The organism is Marinobacter sp. C1S70, assembly GCF_000475355.1.
GTDB lineage: Bacteria > Pseudomonadota > Gammaproteobacteria > Pseudomonadales > Oleiphilaceae > Marinobacter > Marinobacter nauticus.
The window spans coordinates 48,502-64,844 of record NZ_AXBW01000041.1 but is presented as its reverse complement, the minus strand read 5'-3'; the positions used below and the strand labels follow the sequence as shown (position 1 = coordinate 64,844).

The following is a 16,343-nucleotide window of genomic DNA, read 5'->3' as shown; positions in this document are numbered from 1 at the left end:
CGGGCCACCACAAATCAGGTGGTCAGCAATCTCATAAAATTCTGATAATCCTCACGGATACCGGGATCGGTTTCCTGCAATTCAACAATCTTTTTACAGGCATGCAGAACGGTGGTGTGGTCACGCCCACCGAACGCGTCGCCAATCTCCGGCAGGCTATGGTTGGTCAGTTCCTTGGCCAGGGACATAGCCACCTGGCGCGGCCGGGTCACTGTGCGAGTGCGGCGTTTGGACAGCAGATCCGCCACCTTGATCTTGTAGTACTCAGCCACCGTTCGCTGGATATTATCGATGCTCACCTGCTTTTCATGCAGGGCCAGAAGATCCTTGAGGCTCTCACGGATAAACGGCGGGGTAATCTCCGAGCCAGTGAAGTGAGCATTCGCTATCACCAGACGCAGCGCCCCTTCAAGCTCACGAACGTTTGATCGGATTTTCTGTGCAATAAAGAACGCGGCCTCGCTGCTGAGTTTCACATTGGCCTGTTCCGCCTTCTTCATCAGGATCGCCACCCGTGTTTCCAGTTCCGGAGGCTCGACCATCACCGTCAGGCCCCAGCCAAAGCGGGATTTCAGCCGCTCCTCCATATCCGAGATTTCTTTCGGGAAACGGTCACAGGTCACGATCACCTGCTGGCCACCTTCAAGCAGCGCGTTAAAGGTGTGGAAAAACTCCTCCTGAGAGCGTTCCTTGCGGGCAAAAAACTGGATATCGTCAATCAGCAGCGCATCCACCGACCGGTAATAGCGTTTGAACTCATTGATGGCATTCAGCTGCAGTGCCTTGACCATGTCGGCCACAAACCGTTCCGAACGCAGATAGGCTACCTTCGCGCGCGGGTTGCGACGCACAATCTCATTGCCAATGGCATGCATCAGGTGAGTTTTACCCAGGCCCACGCCGCCATAAAGAAACAGCGGGTTGTAGGCACCACCGGGGTTTTCCGCCACCTGCATGGAGGCAGCCCGGGCCAGCTGGTTCGATTTACCCTCGACAAAGGTATCGAAGGTAAAGGTTTCGTTAAGAAAACTCTGGTGTTTGATATCACCTTCTACCTGCACCGGACGGCGCTCGGCCTGGGCCTTGGGTGCCGGCGCAGACATCGCTCTTGGTGCTGAATCCGCAACAGTAGCCGCAACACTTCTTTCTTCTTCCGTAACGGTCTGCTCGGTTTCTTCCGAGACCCGGACCGGCGGCGCCACTTCGGAGCGAACCACCGGATCTGTGGGCTTGGGCGCAGAGCCCACTTTCATCATGACTCGTGGCGCCTGACCACCATTCAGATCCTTCAATACTTCTTCTATACGGCGAAGGTATTTTTCGTTGACCCAGTCCATCACAAACCGGTTCGGGGCAAACAGCATGAGCTGCCCTTCCCGGTGATCAGACTGAAGGGGCCTCAACCAGGTATTGAACTGCTGTGCGGGAAACTCATCCCGGAGTACTTCAAGACATTGATGCCACATACTGTTCGGCACGACCGCCTGCTCCCGAAAACCTGACTGATAAGGCACTGTTAAACCAACGCCAACCGGTGCCTGAAGTGACCGGAGATTCTAACCTGCACGAGCCTTCAGTAAAAGGCCGGATACCTTTGTCATAAACACCCTGTGGAAACTTTTCTTTATATTTTTCAGATTGTTTCAGACATATCTACAGCCTTGTGTACAGAAAATGTCTGAAAAAAAGTTATTCACAGAAGCTTGTGCAAACCCAGGGGTCAGTCCTGTGGGAAAGATCTTGACGGATACTTGCATAACTCGGTTCACCATCACCTATCCCACTTGTGCACAATCCGTGATGACGAAATCCACAGGGCTCACCGGTATCTGTCACAAGCTTTGTCATGGTGTTAATTTCATGATTACTAAGATGAAATTTCTCTTATCCACAGAAATCAAGGTGCCTAACAACAGTAATAAATATCTTTGAAAGAATTTTTAAAAGACCTTACAGATTCTATTAGTCGCCATGTCGGTTAGTACCCATGCCAGAATCTTGCCTGACCAAACCATAACCATTGAACTTGCACCCGTATTTGACTAGAATGCCGCTCCAGTTTTGGCTGTCTATTTTCCAGCCACTGATCAATGTCCATCGACGATTTGTGAGAACATCACCATGAAAAGAACATTCCAACCGAGCGTCCTGAAGCGCAAGCGCGTTCACGGTTTCCGTGCCCGTATGGCGACAGCCAATGGTCGCAAGGTACTGTCTCGTCGCCGTGCCAAGGGCCGTGCACGCCTGTCTGCGTAATCTGAAGCCTGCCTCATGAAGGCCTTGACGTTTCCGAAGTCTCACAGACTGTTGAAACCTTCGGATTACAGCAGGGTCTTCAATGACGTAACGCTGAAAGTTCCGCACAGGAATTTTCTGATCCTGGCCTCTGCCAACTCATTGGGACACGCCAGGGTCGGATTGATCTTCTCCAAGAAGAATCTTCGGCTCGCCGTTCAGAGAAACCGGATCAAGCGTCAGGTAAGGGAAACCTTCCGGCTCCAACCAGATCTGCCAGGCCTGGATATCATTGTGCTCGGCCGCCAGGGGCTGGATCGGCTGGATAACGATACGGTCCGTTCCTCACTGAATGATCTTTGGCATCGGGTAAAGAAAAAATACCGGCAGTCCACGCCTGATCAATCCGTCGGCAATCCCAGAGGTACGGAGTAATGCGTCAACTCCTGCTCTTGCCCATCCGGTTCTACCAGTATGCCATCAGTCCGATGATGGCCAGCCATTGCCGTCATTACCCTACCTGTTCACAATACGCCGTCGAGGCCATCCAACATCACGGACCTCTTAAAGGCGGTTACCTGGCAACAGCCCGGCTACTCAGGTGTCATCCCTGGGCAGAAGGCGGTTATGATCCGGTACCGGGAACGGAACTGAATACGGCGCCTCGCTCCGGCCAGGCCTGCAATCCGACAGAAAGCACTCATTCCACTACTCAGACCAGACACTAAGTTTATGGATATTCAACGCATCGTTTTGTTTGCCGGCCTCGCCATTGTCAGTTACCTGATGGTACTTGCCTGGAACGAGGATTATCACCAGCCTCAAACAGAACAGGTTGCCGAGGCGCAATCTTCCTCAGACAGCAGTGCTACCAACAGCACCGATGACATGATCCTGCCTGAGGATAACAACGCAGGCGGCGAAGAGTTTGCAACGCCGGAGACCGGGTCACTGGCGTCAACCTCCGCCAACAGCGATCAGGATCTGGCAGATCGTTTTATTACCGTGACCACGGATGTTTACGAGCTGAAGATCGACCGCGTAGGCGGTAATGTGGTTGACAGTTCCCTGTTGCAATACGACGAGTCTCTGGACAGCGAACAGCCACTGAAACTTCTGACCAATACCAGTACCCGCACCTATCTTCTGGAAAGCGGCCTGATCGGTCGCGATGGCCCGGATGGCAGCCAGGCCGGTGAAGCTCCGGTATTTCAGGCAGAAACCGGCAGTTACCAGCTGGCGGAAGGGGAAGATGAACTTACCATCAACCTGGTGTACACCACTGACAGCGGTGTAGCCATCACCAAACGCTATCATCTGGCCCGCAACAGCTATCAGATTGATGTCAGCTACCTGATCGACAACCGTTCAGAAAGCCCATGGCAAGGTAACTTCACCGGCAAGATCGTGCGTGATCAGGCGCCGGATCCGACCTCCCAGGCCAGCATGGGAATCCGGGCTTATCTGGGCATGGTGATCAGTACCCCGGAAGATCCGTATGAGAAGTACGATTTCGAGGATCTGTCAGAGAAGCGCGTCAATCAGTCGGTCACTAATGGCTGGCTGGCCTTCCTGCAGCATTACTTCCTGACAGCATGGATACCCGAGCGGGACCAGAAAGCCCAGTTCCAGACCACCCGACGGGGCGATCTCCATGTTATGGGCTTTGTTTATCCTGCCACGACGGTAGCACCGGGTGAGACCGCAGAAGTGGGCGCCACTGCTTATGTCGGTCCCAAGATCATTGATCGGCTGGAAGCTCTGGCTCCGAACCTGGATCGCACCGTTGATTTCGGCTGGCTGTTCTTCATTTCCCTGCCGCTGTTCTACATTCTTGAATGGTTCTATGGTCTGGTCGGTAACTGGGGTGTCGCTATCATCCTGCTGACGGTGTTGGTAAAAGCGGTGTTCTTCCACCTCTCCGCCACCAGCTATCGCTCCATGGCAAAAATGCGCGCGGTCGCTCCGCAACTGACCCGGCTGAAAGAGCTCTATGGCGATGATCGCCAGCGCATGTCCCAGGAAATGATGGCGCTGTACAAGCGCGAGAAAATCAATCCGCTCGGGGGCTGTCTGCCAATACTGGTGCAGATGCCGGTGTTCATCTCGCTTTACTGGGTACTGTTTGAAAGTGTCCAGTTGCGTCATGCGCCGTTCATGCTGTGGATTCAGGATCTGTCCCAGATGGACCCGTACTTCATCCTGCCGATCCTGATGGGCGCCAGCATGTTCATCCAGATGAGCCTGAACCCGACGCCCCCGGACCCCATGCAGGCCAAGATCATGAAGCTGATGCCGCTGATCTTCACCGTGTTCTTCCTGTGGTTCCCGGCCGGTCTGGTTCTGTACTGGCTGGTGAACAACATTCTTTCGATCTCCCAGCAGTGGTACATTACCCGCAAGATCGAAGCGGAAACGGCAGGCAAGAAGTACTGATTCAACAGTGCTTCTGACCTGACAAAGGCTCCCTTGTGGAGCCTTTGTCATTTCTATTTCAGGAAAATCAAGATGCAGCCAGCGACTGACACCATTGCCGCCATCGCCACTGCCCCGGGCCAGGCCGGGGTGGGGATTGTCCGGGTGTCCGGACCCAGGGCCATGGCCATTGCCCGCACCATGCTGGGCTTTGAGCCAAAACCCCGATACGCCCACTACGGCCCGTTCCGGGATCGTCAGGGAGAGCTGATTGATGAGGGCATCGGTCTGTACTTTCCCAACCCGCACTCCTTTACCGGCGAGGATGTGTTCGAGCTTCAGGGCCATGGCGGCACGGTGATTCTGGATATCCTGTTACGGGAAGTCTGCAGCCTGGGGGCCCGGCTGGCCCGGCCTGGTGAATTTTCCGAAAGAGCGTTTCTCAATGACAAACTGGACCTGGCCCAGGCTGAGGCCATTGCTGATCTGATTGAAAGCAGTTCGGAACAGGCGGCCCGCTGTGCCGTGCGTTCCATGCAGGGGGTGTTCTCCAAACGTGTGGATAACCTGGTGGAGGCCATCACCCATCTGCGCATCTACGTGGAAGCGGCCATCGATTTTCCGGAGGAAGAGATCGATTTCCTGGCCGATGGCAAAGTTGCTTCTGACTTGCAGGGCCTGCTGGAGCAGGTGCAGCAGATTCTCGGTGAAGCCCAGCAAGGCACCATTCTGCGGGACGGCATGAAAGTGGTTATTGCCGGCCGGCCCAATGCCGGCAAATCCAGCCTGCTGAACGCCCTCGCGGGGCGGGAGGCTGCGATTGTCACCGCCATCGAGGGCACAACCCGGGATGTGTTGCGGGAACATATCCACATCGATGGTATGCCGCTGCACATTATTGATACCGCCGGCCTGCGGGACAGCCCGGACGAAGTGGAACAGATTGGTATTGCCCGGGCCTGGGAAGAAATCCGACAGGCCGATCGTATTTTGCTGATGGTGGATGCCACCACCACCGACAAAACCGAGCCCCATGAAATCTGGCCGGATTTTATTGATCAACTGCCCAGGAGTGCACCGGTGACGGTGATCCGGAACAAGGTGGATCTGTCTGGTGAACCGTTGGGTATCAGCGCCGAGTCGCATCAGACCGCTCCGGTGATTCGTCTGGCAGCAAAAGCTGCGGAGGGTCTGGAGGTTCTGCGTGAGCATCTGAAAGAATGCATCGGCTTTGCCAGCACCACCGAAGGTGGCTTCCTGGCCCGGCGCCGGCACCTGGATGCCCTGGAACGTGCCCGGGATTCCCTGCTGCAAGGCCAGACTCAGCTGGAAGGTTACGGCGCCGGTGAATTGCTGGCCGAAGATCTGCGGGCCGCTCAGGATGCCCTGGGGGAAATCACCGGGCATCTGACCCCGGATGAGCTTCTGGGGAAAATATTCAGCAGTTTCTGCATCGGGAAATAATTCAGGAAGGAGCCCTCAGCCCGCTCTGGGCTCAGACAAACTCTACATCTACACCGAGAACTTTCCTCCGTACAACATGAGTTCCACCGGCCGTGCCTTCGAGCATAACGGCGATGGCATTGATGGACTGTGCACCGAGATGGTGAAAGCGGTGCTGCAGGCGTCCGGGCTCGACTATGTCATCAAGCTCCGGAACTGGGATTACGGCTACAACCGGGCCCTGAACAAAAAGAACCACGGGATCTTCTGCACCACCTATACCGAAAGCCGGGCACCGCAGTTCAAGTGGGTAGGGCCATTGGCGAACAACCTGTGGACCATCTTTGCCCCGGCCGGCACCAACCTGCAGATCGACGATCTGGAAGATACCCGGGGTTTGCTGTATGCCGGCTATCGCGGTGACGTCATGACCGAATACCTGCTGGAGCGCGGCTATAAGGTCTCGGAGATGGAAAGCGACGATCTGAACCCGAAGCGTCTGGAACTGGGGCAGGTTGACCTCTGGATTGCGGACCAGCTGGCCGGGCCCTATTTTGCCTCCCAGCAGGATGTGGAAGGGCTGGTTCCGGTGTATTCGTTCAACAAGACCGAACTGTACCTGGCCATGAACATGGAAACGCCGGACGAGGTGATCCAGAAACTGAATCAGGGCCTGGAAACCATCAAGAACAACGGAATCTACGAGGCTATTGAGACCAAGTACGGTCTCTGATCAGAGTTTTGATCCGTTACAAAAGGGGAAGCCTGTGGCTTCCCCTTTTTCGTTATTGGGCCATCGCTTAACCGGTGCGGCGCAGATCCGGTGAACGAACCGGGCGCAGGGCCTCGGTATGGCTGCGATTACCCAGAAAGTCGGGCCGCGGTTTGTTGCCGCAGAATGGCTGTTCCAGACGGTTTTCCACACTGTTGTAGACGAAGAACAGATTGCTGCGGGGCCAGGGTGACATATTGGCATTGGAGGCATGCAACGTGTTGCACTCGAATATGATCAGAGAGCCCGCTGGCCCGGTAGGCGCCTGGATGCCGTACTGATCGGCCATCTTCTGCAGGTCCTGTTCGTTGGGGACTCCCAGCTTCTGCTTTTTCAGTGAGGACTGGTAGTTGTCCTCGGGCGTGCGGCCGACACAGGGCACAAACGTTTTGTGGGAGCCGGGAATCAGCATCAATGGGCCGTTGAGTGGGGTGTTGTCGGTGAGGGCGATGGAAAAGCTGACGGCCCGCATGCGCGGCATACCGTCCTCGGCGTGCCAGGTCTCGAAATCCGAATGCCAGTCAAAGCCCTTGCCGTGGAAACCGGGTTTGAAATTGATGCGTGACTGGTGGATGTAGGCATCACTGCCCAGTAGCTGGTGCACCATATCCAGCAGGCGGGACTCCCGGGTCAGTCGGTCGAAGCGATCAGACAGTTCGTGGATCCCGAAAATAGAGCGGATTTCCTGCTTGCCTGGCTCGGTAATAGTGCCTTCGGAACGCAGGATGCTGTCGTCATTCTCATAGGCTCGCAGGTCGTCCCGGAAACGTTTGACCGTTTCCTGATCCAGAAAGTTGTTGAATACCAGAAAGCCGTCCCGTTCATACCGGGCCAGTTCAGTTTCGCTCAACGGCCCATTGTGGCGGTCGGTTCCCTGGCTGTGGATAACCGGGTCCTTGCGCTCGAAACTCTCTGCCGGGCGCTCGAGACGGGTGGGATAAAAGTCGTCAGTACGATTGTCCATTTTCGAACCTCCTTCTTTTATGCGCGAGAATGGTGATGTCTCTAAAAGTCGTTAAACCTCAGTGCATTGTGAGAAAAGTGGTAAGGCAGGAGGAGAGTTGAGGTCGTATCAACAGGATTTCAACCCCGGTTTCCGGTTGGTCATGAACAGGAAAAGTGTCCCGGGCAGCGCCCGGGACGGGAAAATACCGGAGCTTAACCGGTAAAGGCCATCTCTTCCGGCGCCACCTGCATGAGGTTGCGGGTCGGGCTCAGCATACTGGTGGCGTGGGCCTGGGCCCGGGGCAGCAAGCGCTCATAATAGAACTCGGCGGTCGCCAGTTTGGTGCGGTAAAAGGCGTCAGATTCATCGCCGCCGTTTTCCAGTTTATCGCTGGCCACCGCCGCCTGGCGTAGCCACATATACGCCATGGTCACGTAGCCGCTGTACATCAGGAAGTCGTTGGCGGCGGCGCTGACCACGTCGCGATCCTTGCGTGCTGCCAACATCACGCGCACGGTCAGCAGGTTCCACTGGGCGGTCAGCTTGAGCAGCTCCACCGCCATTGGCCGCAGTTGTTTGTTGGTCAGGTGCTTGCGGGCAAAATTTGCCACCTTGAGGGTGAATTCCCGCACCGCTCCGCCCTGGGTCATCAGCAAGACCTTGCGCCCGAGCAGGTCCAGGGCCTGGATGCCGGTTGTGCCCTCATACAGGGTGGCAATACGGGTATCCCGGACAATCTGCTCCATGCCGTGTTCGCGGATGTAGCCGTGGCCGCCGAACACCTGCATGCCCAGATTGGTGGCTTCACAGCCCAGCTCGGTCAGGAATCCCTTCAGGATTGGCGTCAGGAAGCCCAGTTTGTCGTCATATTTCTCAACCTTGGCAGTATCGCCGGCGGTATGCGCTTCCACCATATGGTCCGCGATCTTGGCGGCGTAATAGAGCATGGAGCGGCCGCCTTCCGCGATGGCTTTCTGGGTCAGCAGCATACGCCGGACATCGGCATGGTGAATCAGGCTGTCTGCAACTTCATCCGGCTCTTTCTTGCCGGACAGCGCCCGCATGGAACGGCGCTCCTTGGCGTAATCCAGAGCCCACTGGTAGGACAGCTCGGCGGGGCCAACCCCCTGAATTGCCGTACCGATGCGGGCTGTGTTCATAAAGGTGAACATGCACTCCAGGCCCTGATTCTCCGGGCCGATCAGATAGCCGGTGGCGCCATCGAAATTCATCACACAGGTGGCCGAAGCCTTGATGCCCATTTTCTTCTCCAGCGCGCCGCAACTGACGGCGTTGCGCTCACCGACACCGCCCTGGGCATCGGGCAGGAACTTGGGCACGATAAACAGGCTGATGCCTTTGGTGCCTTTCGGGGCATCCGGCAGACGGGCCAGCACGATGTGAACGATGTTTTCGGTCAGATCGTGCTCGCCTGAGGAAATGAAGATCTTGGTGCCTGTGAGTTTGTAGCTGCCGTCGGCCTGGGGTTCGGCCCGGGTTTTGACCTGGCCCAGGTCGGTACCGCACTGGGGCTCGGTCAGGCACATGGTGCCGCCCCAGCGGCCTTCGGTCAGCGGCGCCAGATAAGTCTGTTGCTGCTGCTCATCGCCGTGCAGATAGATGGTGTTCATGGCCCCCAGGGACAGGCCCGGGTACATGGAAAAGGACCAGTTGGCGGTGCCCATCATTTCCTGCTTCAACAGGCCCATGGAGGCCGGCAGGCCCTGGCCCCCGAATTCCTCCGGTGCCGACAGGCCCTGCCAGCCGCCCATCACATATTGCTCGTAGGCTTCTTTATAGCCCTTGGGGGTGATCACTTCACCGTTTTCCAGGTGGCACCCTTCTTCGTCGCCGGACTGATACAGCGGGCTCAGCACCTCTTCGCAGAAACGGCCGCATTCGCTCAGAATGGCGTCGACAATGTCGGGCGTGGCGTTCTCACCGGAGGCCAGTGTCTGGTAGTGCCGCGGGTAATCGAATACGTCATTGAGCAGGAATTTCATGTCCCTCAGGGGCGCTTTATACACAGGCATAGCCAGTCCTCACATGCATTGATCATCCGGAATTGGTTGGGCCAGAAAGGCCACTGTGTGTGCAGTTGTACGGTATTCCCGGCGGGCTGCCATTGACGGAAAGCGCTGGTGCTGATGTCAGAATGGACAATTGGCTGAAATGACGGTTGGGCCCGGGGACTGATCGGGCACGGCCATGGGTCCGTAATGCTGAAAACGTTCTGTTGCTATCCGGTAGTCGCCAAGGAGTGTAAAAGTCATGCAAACGCAGCCTTTCCCCGGTCTTTTCCATGGTCTTCGAAGCGGTGGTCTTATACTGTTAATGACCCTGATGCTGGCAGGGTGTGCCGGGCCGAATCTGGAGGATTATCAGGGCCAGGCACCGGAGCTGGTGCCCTCGGAGTTTTTCCGGGGCGAACTTTCGGCCCGGGGGGTGGTCAAGGACTACGCCGGCCAGGTTATCCGTACCTTCGACGCAGACATTGTGGCCAGTTGGGATGAAAACGGTGTCGGTACGCTGGATGAGGTGTTCCGTTTCAACGACGGCGAGGTCCAGACCCGGATCTGGACGCTGACACCGGACAACGGCAGCTATCACGCCAGCGCCGGCGACGTGGTGGAAGCCGGCACCATGCGCTGGCAGGGCAACGCCATACACATGAATTATGTCCTGCGGGTGGCATACGGCGATGGCACGATCGATGTCCGGATGGACGACTGGATGTACCTGGTTACTCCCGACACCCTGATCAACCAGACCACCATGAGCAAGTGGGGTGTCGATGTGGGTGAAGTGGTGTTGGTGATTCAGAAACATGAAAGCGGGGCTGTCCCGCAGAACTGAACTCGGAAAGGTTTGCGATACCCATGTGGAAGCAATGGCTGATTGCGGTGGTACTGGTTGCAGCGGGTGCCGGAAGTGCGGTGTTCTTTTTGGCGATGGATTCCTCGTCCACAGAACAGGCCGGTGAGGAGCCGAGGGCCAGCAAAGTCAGTGCAGTGGCGCCCAGATTGCAGCAGGTCAGGGATGAGATTCGTTCGGTGGCCAACCTCAAGGCACTGAATGCCGTGGAACTGACCACCGAAGTCACCGGTCGGGTGGTGCAGATCAACCTCGAACCCGGACAGAAAGTATCTCAGGGCGATGTCCTGTTACGTCTCGACGATCGTCAGGCCCGTGCCGATCTCCAGGTGATTGAAGCCCAGCTGGCCGATGCCAGGCGGCAACTGGAGCGGGCCCGGCGTTTGCGCTCCAACAATAGCGTGTCCCAGTCCCAGGTGGATGAACTGGTCACCGCCGTGAGTGTGGCTGAAGCCCAGCGACAGGCTGCCCGGGTGCGGCTGGAAAACCATCGCATTGAAGCGCCGTTCTCCGGTGTGGTGGGCCTGAGCGACATCAGCGTGGGGGCATATCTGCAAGCGGGCACCACCATTACCACGCTGGACACCACCGATCGAATGGAAATGGGTTTTGCGGTTCCAGAACGTTTTGTCGGCCAGGTTCGGGTAGGCCAATCGGTGATTGCCTCCACGCCGGCATTCCCAGACGAGGTCTTCCGGGGAGAGCTGGTGGAACTCGCCACCCGCATCAGCGAATTGAGCCGAACCCTGTCGGTGCGAGCCATTATCGATAATCCGGACGGTCGTCTGCGGCCGGGCCAGTTCATGTCGGCGTCACTGACCCTGCAGGAACGGGAAGGGCTGGTGATTCCGGAGCAGGCAGTGATGATTCGTGGCGACGACAAGTATGTGTTTGTTGCCGAAGACGGCGTGGCACGCCGGGTATCGGTGGCGACCGGTTCGCGCATGCCCGGTCTGGTGGAAATTACCTCTGGCCTGACCCTGGACGATGCCGTGGTAGTAACCGGGCAGGATCGCCTGAGTACCGGCGACCGCATTGAAGTACAGAGTAACGACCAGGCGATTCCGGAAAACCGGTTTGCCCGGACCGTGGAGTCCTGATCCATGGTGCTGTCCGATGTCTCCATCAAACGCCCGGTGTTTGCCACCGTTCTGAGCCTGCTGATTGTCGTATTCGGCGTGGCCGCCTTGCTGGGCTTGCCGGTTCGGGAATATCCGGATATTGATCCGCCGGTGGTTTCGGTGTCCACCGATTACACCGGCGCTGCGGCGGAAGTGGTCGACACCCAGATTACCCAGGTGATTGAAGGGGCCATCAGTGGCATTGAAGGCATTCGCTCCATCGAATCCTCAACCGAACAGGGTGAATCCAGAACCTCAATAGAATTTGATACCTCCCGGGATGTAGACATTGCCGCCAACGACGTACGCGATGCGGTGTCCCGGGTTCTGAACCAGTTGCCGGATGAGGCCGATCCCCCGGTGGTTCAAAAAGCCGATTCCGATGCCCGGCCAATGATGTGGATAACTCTGATCAGTGACGTCTGGGACAGTGCCGAACTCAGTGACTTCGCCGATCGGGTTCTGGCAGACCGGTTATCGGTTCTGGACGGTGTTGCCGATGTCCGGATTGGCGGTGAACGCCGTTACGCCATCCGGGTCTGGCTCGACCGCACCCGCCTGGCGGCCCGGAACATAACCGTTGCCGAGGTGGAGCAGGCACTGCGGCAGAACAACGTGGAGTTACCGGCCGGTTCAGTGGACTCCTCCACCCGCAACTTTACCGTGCGCGCGGAAGGGCGGTTGTCAAATGTGGAAGATTTCCGCAATCTGGTGATCCGCCGGGATGGCAACGACCTGTTGCGCCTGGGCGAGGTTGCCAATGTTCAGGTCGGGGTGGAATCGGATGTTGGTCGTTTGCGGGCCAATGGCGAAACCGCTATCGGGATGGGGGTAATCCGCCAGTCCAAGGCCAACACGGTAGCGGTGTCGGATGCGGTGAAGGCGGAGCTGGTGAAGATTCGCGAGACCTTGCCGCCGGAAGTGCGTATTGCCGAGAGCTATGACGAATCGGTGTTTATTCGGGCTTCGATCAAAGAGGTTCTGACCACGCTGGCGATTGCGGTATCGCTGGTGATACTGGTTATTTTCCTGTTCCTGCGCTCCTGGCGCGCAACCCTGATTCCGGCGGTCACCATTCCGGTGGCGGTGATCGGTGCGTTTATCGGCCTGGGTTTCCTGGGCTTTTCCATCAACGTGCTGACCCTGTTGGCCATCATTCTGGCCATCGGCCTGGTGGTGGACGATGCCATTGTCATGCTGGAGAACATCCAGCGTCGCATTGATGAAGGCGAACCACCGTTGCTGGCGGCCTACCGGGGCGCCAAGCAGGTGGCTTTCGCGGTGATCGCCACCACGCTGACTCTGGTGGCGGTATTTGTGCCCATCTCGTTCATGGGCGGCAACGTGGGCCGGTTGTTTGCGGAATTCGGCTTCACCCTGGCTGCCGCCGTGGTGGTCTCCAGCCTGGTAGCTCTGACCCTGGCGCCGATGCTCTGTTCCAAGTGGCTCCGGCACAGTCCCGAAAGTGCCGAGGGGCATCGGCTCTGGGCCTTCAGTGAGCGCATCCTGAACGGCCTCACCCACGGCTATCAGAGAATGCTGCGGTTTTCCCTGAACCAGCCCGGGCTGTTGCTCGGGCTCGGTATCGTCGGGCTGATTGTGGCGGTGGTGATTTTTCCCCGTTTGCCCCAGGAACTGGCCCCGACCGAAGACCGCGGCGTAATCATCATGCCCGTCAGCGCGCCCCGGGGTTCGACGGTTGAATTCACCGATCACTTTGTCAAACAGGCCGAAGAGCGACTGTTGCCCTACCTGGATGACGGTATCGCCGAGCGTTTCCTGTCCATCGTCGGATTCCGGGATGAAGAAGACAATGCCTTCATGATCATGGGGTTGGTGCCCTGGGAACAGCGGGAGATCAAGCAGCAGCAGGTCACCACCGAGATTCGCGACAAGCTGTCTGACATTTCCGGGGTGCGGATCAGTGTCATTAACCCGCCGGGGCTTGGCCAGCGCGGCTTCAATCAGCCAGTGGAGTTTGTCATTGCCGGCCCCGACTACGAGTCGGTGCAGGCCTGGAGTGAGGAGATCGTTGAACGGGCAAAGGAAAACCCGAATCTGCTGAATGTCGACACAGATTTTGAGCTGACCCGGCCGGAACTGAAGGTCAACATTGACCGCGACCGGGCAGCGGATCTGGATATCACCATCGAAGACGTAGGCCTCACCCTGCAGACCATGCTCGCTTCCCGGCAGGTAACCACCTATCTGGATCGGGGCCGGGAATACGACGTCATTATACAGGCGGACGATGCCGACCGGGCCACGCCCGGTGATATGGAGCAGATCTTCCTGCGGCCTCGGGCAGGTGGGGAACTGATTCCGCTCAAGGCTCTGGTATCTGTGGAAGAGATCGGGGCCAATCCGGATCTGCGCCGGATTGACCGGCTGCCGGCGGTGGTGGTGAGTGCGTCCCTGGCCGAGGGCTATGACCTGGGTTCAGCGCTGACCTACCTGAATAACCTGGCTGTGGATAACCTGCCGCCGGAGGCTCGCCTCAGTTACAAGGGCCTGTCCCAGGAATTCCAGGATTCCTCGGCGGCCATCTACCTGACCTTCGGGCTGGCGTTTATTATCGTGTTCCTGGTGCTGGCGGCCCAGTTCGAGAGCTGGATCCACCCGCTGATTATCATGCTGTCGGTGCCGCTGGCGGTGACCGGTGCGCTGATCGCGCTGGCCTGGTCGGGCATCAGTCTGAACATCTACAGCCAGATTGGCATCATCATGCTGCTGGGACTGATGGCCAAGAACGGAATTTTGATCGTGGAATTTGCCAACCAGCTTCGGGACAAGGGCTACGAGGTGAAAGAAGCCATTCTGGAAGGCGCCAGCCTGCGCTTCCGTCCGGTACTGATGACCACCATATCTACGGTGTTCGGGGCGGTTCCGCTGGTGATTGCCACTGGTGCCGGGGCCGAGAGCCGGGCGGCTATCGGCATGGTGATCCTGGGTGGCCTGATTTTCGCCACCACCCTGACTCTGTTCATTATCCCGGTGTTGTACAACCTTCTGGCCCGCTTTGCGAAATCCTCGAACGCGGTGGAGCAGGAGCTGGAACGCCTGGCAGCGGGCCCATCCGGCGGTAGCAGTTCGGCGGCGGTGCCACAGCGCAAGGCGGACGATTTCTGAACCCGACCGGGTGAAATCCCGGTATCAAAGGGTGTCCGGGAACAGAACCTGACCGTCCAGGACCTCATCCGGATGGATATCCACGCAGAAGATCCGGTGGCCCTGGGCCAGTGAGGTGCCGGTGGACAGGGTGACGGTTCGTCGGGCGTCCGGAAGGGCGACGTAGGGACGACTGCAGCTGATGTGTTGCGGTCGCTCCAGGGCGTTGCGGAAATATTCCCGATGGCTCCAGCAGGCGCCAGCGGACTGATACAGCGGGTTGAATGCGGCATTCCGGGAAGCCCCGGATTGGGCCAGACTACCTTGCTGAACCCCTTTTTGATCGAGCAGGAAGCATCGCCGTACGCCCTCCATTTGCAGCAGAGGCCGGCAGACCCGATCAAATTCCTCGCCCCGGGCCAGGGCATGGCAGGCATCCATGATTTCGAATCTCAGCAGCTTGAGATAGGTCTCGCGGGTCCTGAAATCGTTCTGACACCAGCGTTCGGATTCCGACATGACCTGTCGCAACGCGGTTTCGGCGGTCTGTGTCAGTTCTTCGGACCCTTGCCCTGGTCGGGCAAACAGAAAGCCCTGCAGCAGATCCGCTTCGGTGGCCAGCGCAATGTGGGCCTGGGCATTGTTCTCGATGCCTTCAATCAGCACCAGGCTGCCACTCTCCCGGATCATCCGGACCAGGCTGTTCAACAGTAATCGCGCCCGGGTGTGATCCTGGGCGTTCATCAACAGAGACCGGTCAATCTTCACGATCAGCGGGTTGATGCGCCACAGGCGCTCAAAATTGGAATCACCCATGCCAAAGTCGTCGATGGCGATCTGGAACCCCCGGGCCTTGGCTTCCTGGACGAACTCCAGCAGCGTGGCGCTGTCCCGGGAGGCGGTTTCCACCAGTTCCAGAACGATTTTCTCCGGATGCACACCCAGTTGATGGCAATGGTCAGCCAGTACAGACAGGTAGTCGTTATGGTGGAACAGAGTGTCCGGGTTGATATTGATAAACAGCCAGATAGGTAGGTTGGCCTGGGTGAAATTCTCCAGATGCAGGTTCAGCAGGTGCCGGTCCAGTTCCGAGGTGACGCCCTGAATGCTGGCCTGCTCAAAAAGCGAAGGCGGCGCCACTGGCTGATTACCACGGCGAACCCGAACCAGTGCCTCGTAGCCGACCATTTTCTGATGGGTGGGGCTGAGAATGGGTTGATAGACCGACCGGAAATCGTGATGTTCGATAAAGCTGGCGGTTTTGCCAGAGGGGCGGTGCCGGTGCTCGGCAAGTCTGAGAACGCGCTTCATGGTCAGGAACCCTTGTACTGCTTGTTCGAGCCTTCCTGGCCGTGGTTGAGAAACTGCATTCCAGGCTCAAGCGAGTTCTGTGCCAAAACCTCTGGTTGGGCGCCTGACACCGGGGCCA

At 57.7% G+C, this 16,343-nt stretch carries 13 protein-coding genes; 9 read left to right on the top strand and 4 right to left on the bottom strand.

Annotated elements, in window-relative coordinates; translation table 11 throughout:
- Window positions 1-14: 14 nt before the first annotated feature.
- Window positions 15-1,478, bottom strand: coding sequence for a chromosomal replication initiator protein DnaA (gene dnaA, locus Q669_RS13185; RefSeq protein WP_011783582.1), 1,464 nt, complete (start codon window positions 1,476-1,478; stop codon window positions 15-17).
- Window positions 1,479-2,121: 643 nt separating this feature from the next.
- Between dnaA and rpmH the strand changes: the two genes are divergently transcribed.
- The 6 genes from rpmH (at window position 2,122) to Q669_RS13165 (ending at window position 6,826) form a co-directional block, all read left to right on the top strand.
- Window positions 2,122-2,256, top strand: coding sequence for a 50S ribosomal protein L34 (gene rpmH / locus Q669_RS19370; protein WP_008940054.1), 135 nt, complete (start codon window positions 2,122-2,124; stop codon window positions 2,254-2,256).
- A gap of 15 nt (window positions 2,257-2,271) precedes the next feature.
- On the top strand, window positions 2,272-2,670 hold the full coding sequence (gene rnpA / locus Q669_RS13180; protein ID WP_011787298.1) for a ribonuclease P protein component: 399 nt from the start codon (window positions 2,272-2,274) through the stop codon (window positions 2,668-2,670).
- The gene (yidD, locus tag Q669_RS19365) at window positions 2,670-2,963 is read left to right on the top strand and encodes a membrane protein insertion efficiency factor YidD (RefSeq protein ID WP_011787297.1); all 294 of its coding nucleotides are present in this window, start codon (window positions 2,670-2,672) and stop codon (window positions 2,961-2,963) included. The genes rnpA and yidD overlap by 1 nt, the downstream gene beginning before the upstream one ends.
- Before the next feature lie 4 nt (window positions 2,964-2,967).
- The gene (gene yidC / locus Q669_RS13175; protein WP_011787296.1) at window positions 2,968-4,671 is read left to right on the top strand and encodes a membrane protein insertase YidC; all 1,704 of its coding nucleotides are present in this window, start codon (window positions 2,968-2,970) and stop codon (window positions 4,669-4,671) included.
- 72 nt (window positions 4,672-4,743) lie between these two features.
- Window positions 4,744-6,114, top strand: coding sequence for a tRNA uridine-5-carboxymethylaminomethyl(34) synthesis GTPase MnmE (mnmE, locus tag Q669_RS13170; protein ID WP_011787295.1), 1,371 nt, complete (start codon window positions 4,744-4,746; stop codon window positions 6,112-6,114).
- Window positions 6,068-6,826 carry a substrate-binding periplasmic protein gene (locus Q669_RS13165; RefSeq protein WP_036149724.1) on the top strand — a complete coding sequence of 253 codons (759 nt, stop codon included), beginning with the start codon at window positions 6,068-6,070 and terminating at the stop codon, window positions 6,824-6,826. Before mnmE ends, Q669_RS13165 begins: the two co-directional genes overlap by 47 nt.
- Window positions 6,827-6,893: 67 nt before the next feature.
- On the opposite strand, the gene thpD is transcribed toward Q669_RS13165, so the two are convergent.
- Together thpD and Q669_RS13155 are read right to left on the bottom strand one after the other, a co-directional pair.
- On the bottom strand, window positions 6,894-7,829 hold the full coding sequence (gene thpD, locus Q669_RS13160; protein WP_022992624.1) for an ectoine hydroxylase: 936 nt from the start codon (window positions 7,827-7,829) through the stop codon (window positions 6,894-6,896).
- Between the two features lie 194 nt (window positions 7,830-8,023).
- Window positions 8,024-9,844: an acyl-CoA dehydrogenase C-terminal domain-containing protein gene (locus tag Q669_RS13155; protein ID WP_036149721.1), complete on the bottom strand. Its 1,821-nt coding sequence runs from the start codon at window positions 9,842-9,844 to the stop codon at window positions 8,024-8,026.
- A 310-nt stretch (window positions 9,845-10,154) separates the two neighbouring features.
- Here Q669_RS13155 and Q669_RS13150 point away from each other — a divergent pair, with 310 nt between their 5' ends.
- The 3 genes from Q669_RS13150 to Q669_RS13140 are packed head-to-tail and all read left to right on the top strand — an operon-like array spanning window position 10,155 to window position 14,935.
- Window positions 10,155-10,667, top strand: coding sequence for a DUF3833 domain-containing protein (locus Q669_RS13150; RefSeq protein ID WP_374730301.1), 513 nt, complete (start codon window positions 10,155-10,157; stop codon window positions 10,665-10,667).
- A gap of 23 nt (window positions 10,668-10,690) precedes the next feature.
- The gene (locus tag Q669_RS13145) at window positions 10,691-11,785 is read left to right on the top strand and encodes an efflux RND transporter periplasmic adaptor subunit (RefSeq protein WP_022992621.1); all 1,095 of its coding nucleotides are present in this window, start codon (window positions 10,691-10,693) and stop codon (window positions 11,783-11,785) included.
- Between the two features lie 3 nt (window positions 11,786-11,788).
- A complete protein-coding gene (locus tag Q669_RS13140; protein WP_022992620.1) occupies window positions 11,789-14,935 on the top strand; it encodes an efflux RND transporter permease subunit in 3,147 nt (1,048 codons plus the stop codon).
- 24 nt (window positions 14,936-14,959) lie between these two features.
- On the opposite strand, the gene Q669_RS13135 is transcribed toward Q669_RS13140, so the two are convergent.
- Window positions 14,960-16,225 (bottom strand): EAL domain-containing protein, encoded by a 1,266-nt coding sequence (locus Q669_RS13135; RefSeq protein ID WP_022992619.1) that lies wholly within the window; start codon window positions 16,223-16,225, stop codon window positions 14,960-14,962.
- Window positions 16,226-16,343 lie beyond the last annotated feature (118 nt).

Bases quoted from the DNA above. Each gene is read 5' to 3' on its own strand.
- thpD (WP_022992624.1), bottom strand. From the start codon at position 7,829: ATGGACAATCGTACTGACGACTTTTATCCCACCCGTCTCGAGCGCCCG.
- Q669_RS13140 (WP_022992620.1), top strand. From the start codon at position 11,789: ATGGTGCTGTCCGATGTCTCCATCAAACGCCCGGTGTTTGCCACCGTT.
- rpmH (WP_008940054.1), top strand. From the start codon at position 2,122: ATGAAAAGAACATTCCAACCGAGCGTCCTGAAGCGCAAGCGCGTTCAC.
- Q669_RS13145 (WP_022992621.1), top strand. From the start codon at position 10,691: ATGTGGAAGCAATGGCTGATTGCGGTGGTACTGGTTGCAGCGGGTGCC.
- Q669_RS13135 (WP_022992619.1), bottom strand. From the start codon at position 16,225: ATGAAGCGCGTTCTCAGACTTGCCGAGCACCGGCACCGCCCCTCTGGC.
- Q669_RS13155 (WP_036149721.1), bottom strand. From the start codon at position 9,844: ATGCCTGTGTATAAAGCGCCCCTGAGGGACATGAAATTCCTGCTCAAT.
- yidD (WP_011787297.1), top strand. From the start codon at position 2,670: ATGCGTCAACTCCTGCTCTTGCCCATCCGGTTCTACCAGTATGCCATC.
- yidC (WP_011787296.1), top strand. From the start codon at position 2,968: ATGGATATTCAACGCATCGTTTTGTTTGCCGGCCTCGCCATTGTCAGT.
- Q669_RS13150 (WP_374730301.1), top strand. From the start codon at position 10,155: ATGCTGGCAGGGTGTGCCGGGCCGAATCTGGAGGATTATCAGGGCCAG.
- mnmE (WP_011787295.1), top strand. From the start codon at position 4,744: ATGCAGCCAGCGACTGACACCATTGCCGCCATCGCCACTGCCCCGGGC.
- rnpA (WP_011787298.1), top strand. From the start codon at position 2,272: ATGAAGGCCTTGACGTTTCCGAAGTCTCACAGACTGTTGAAACCTTCG.
- Q669_RS13165 (WP_036149724.1), top strand. From the start codon at position 6,068: ATGAGCTTCTGGGGAAAATATTCAGCAGTTTCTGCATCGGGAAATAAT.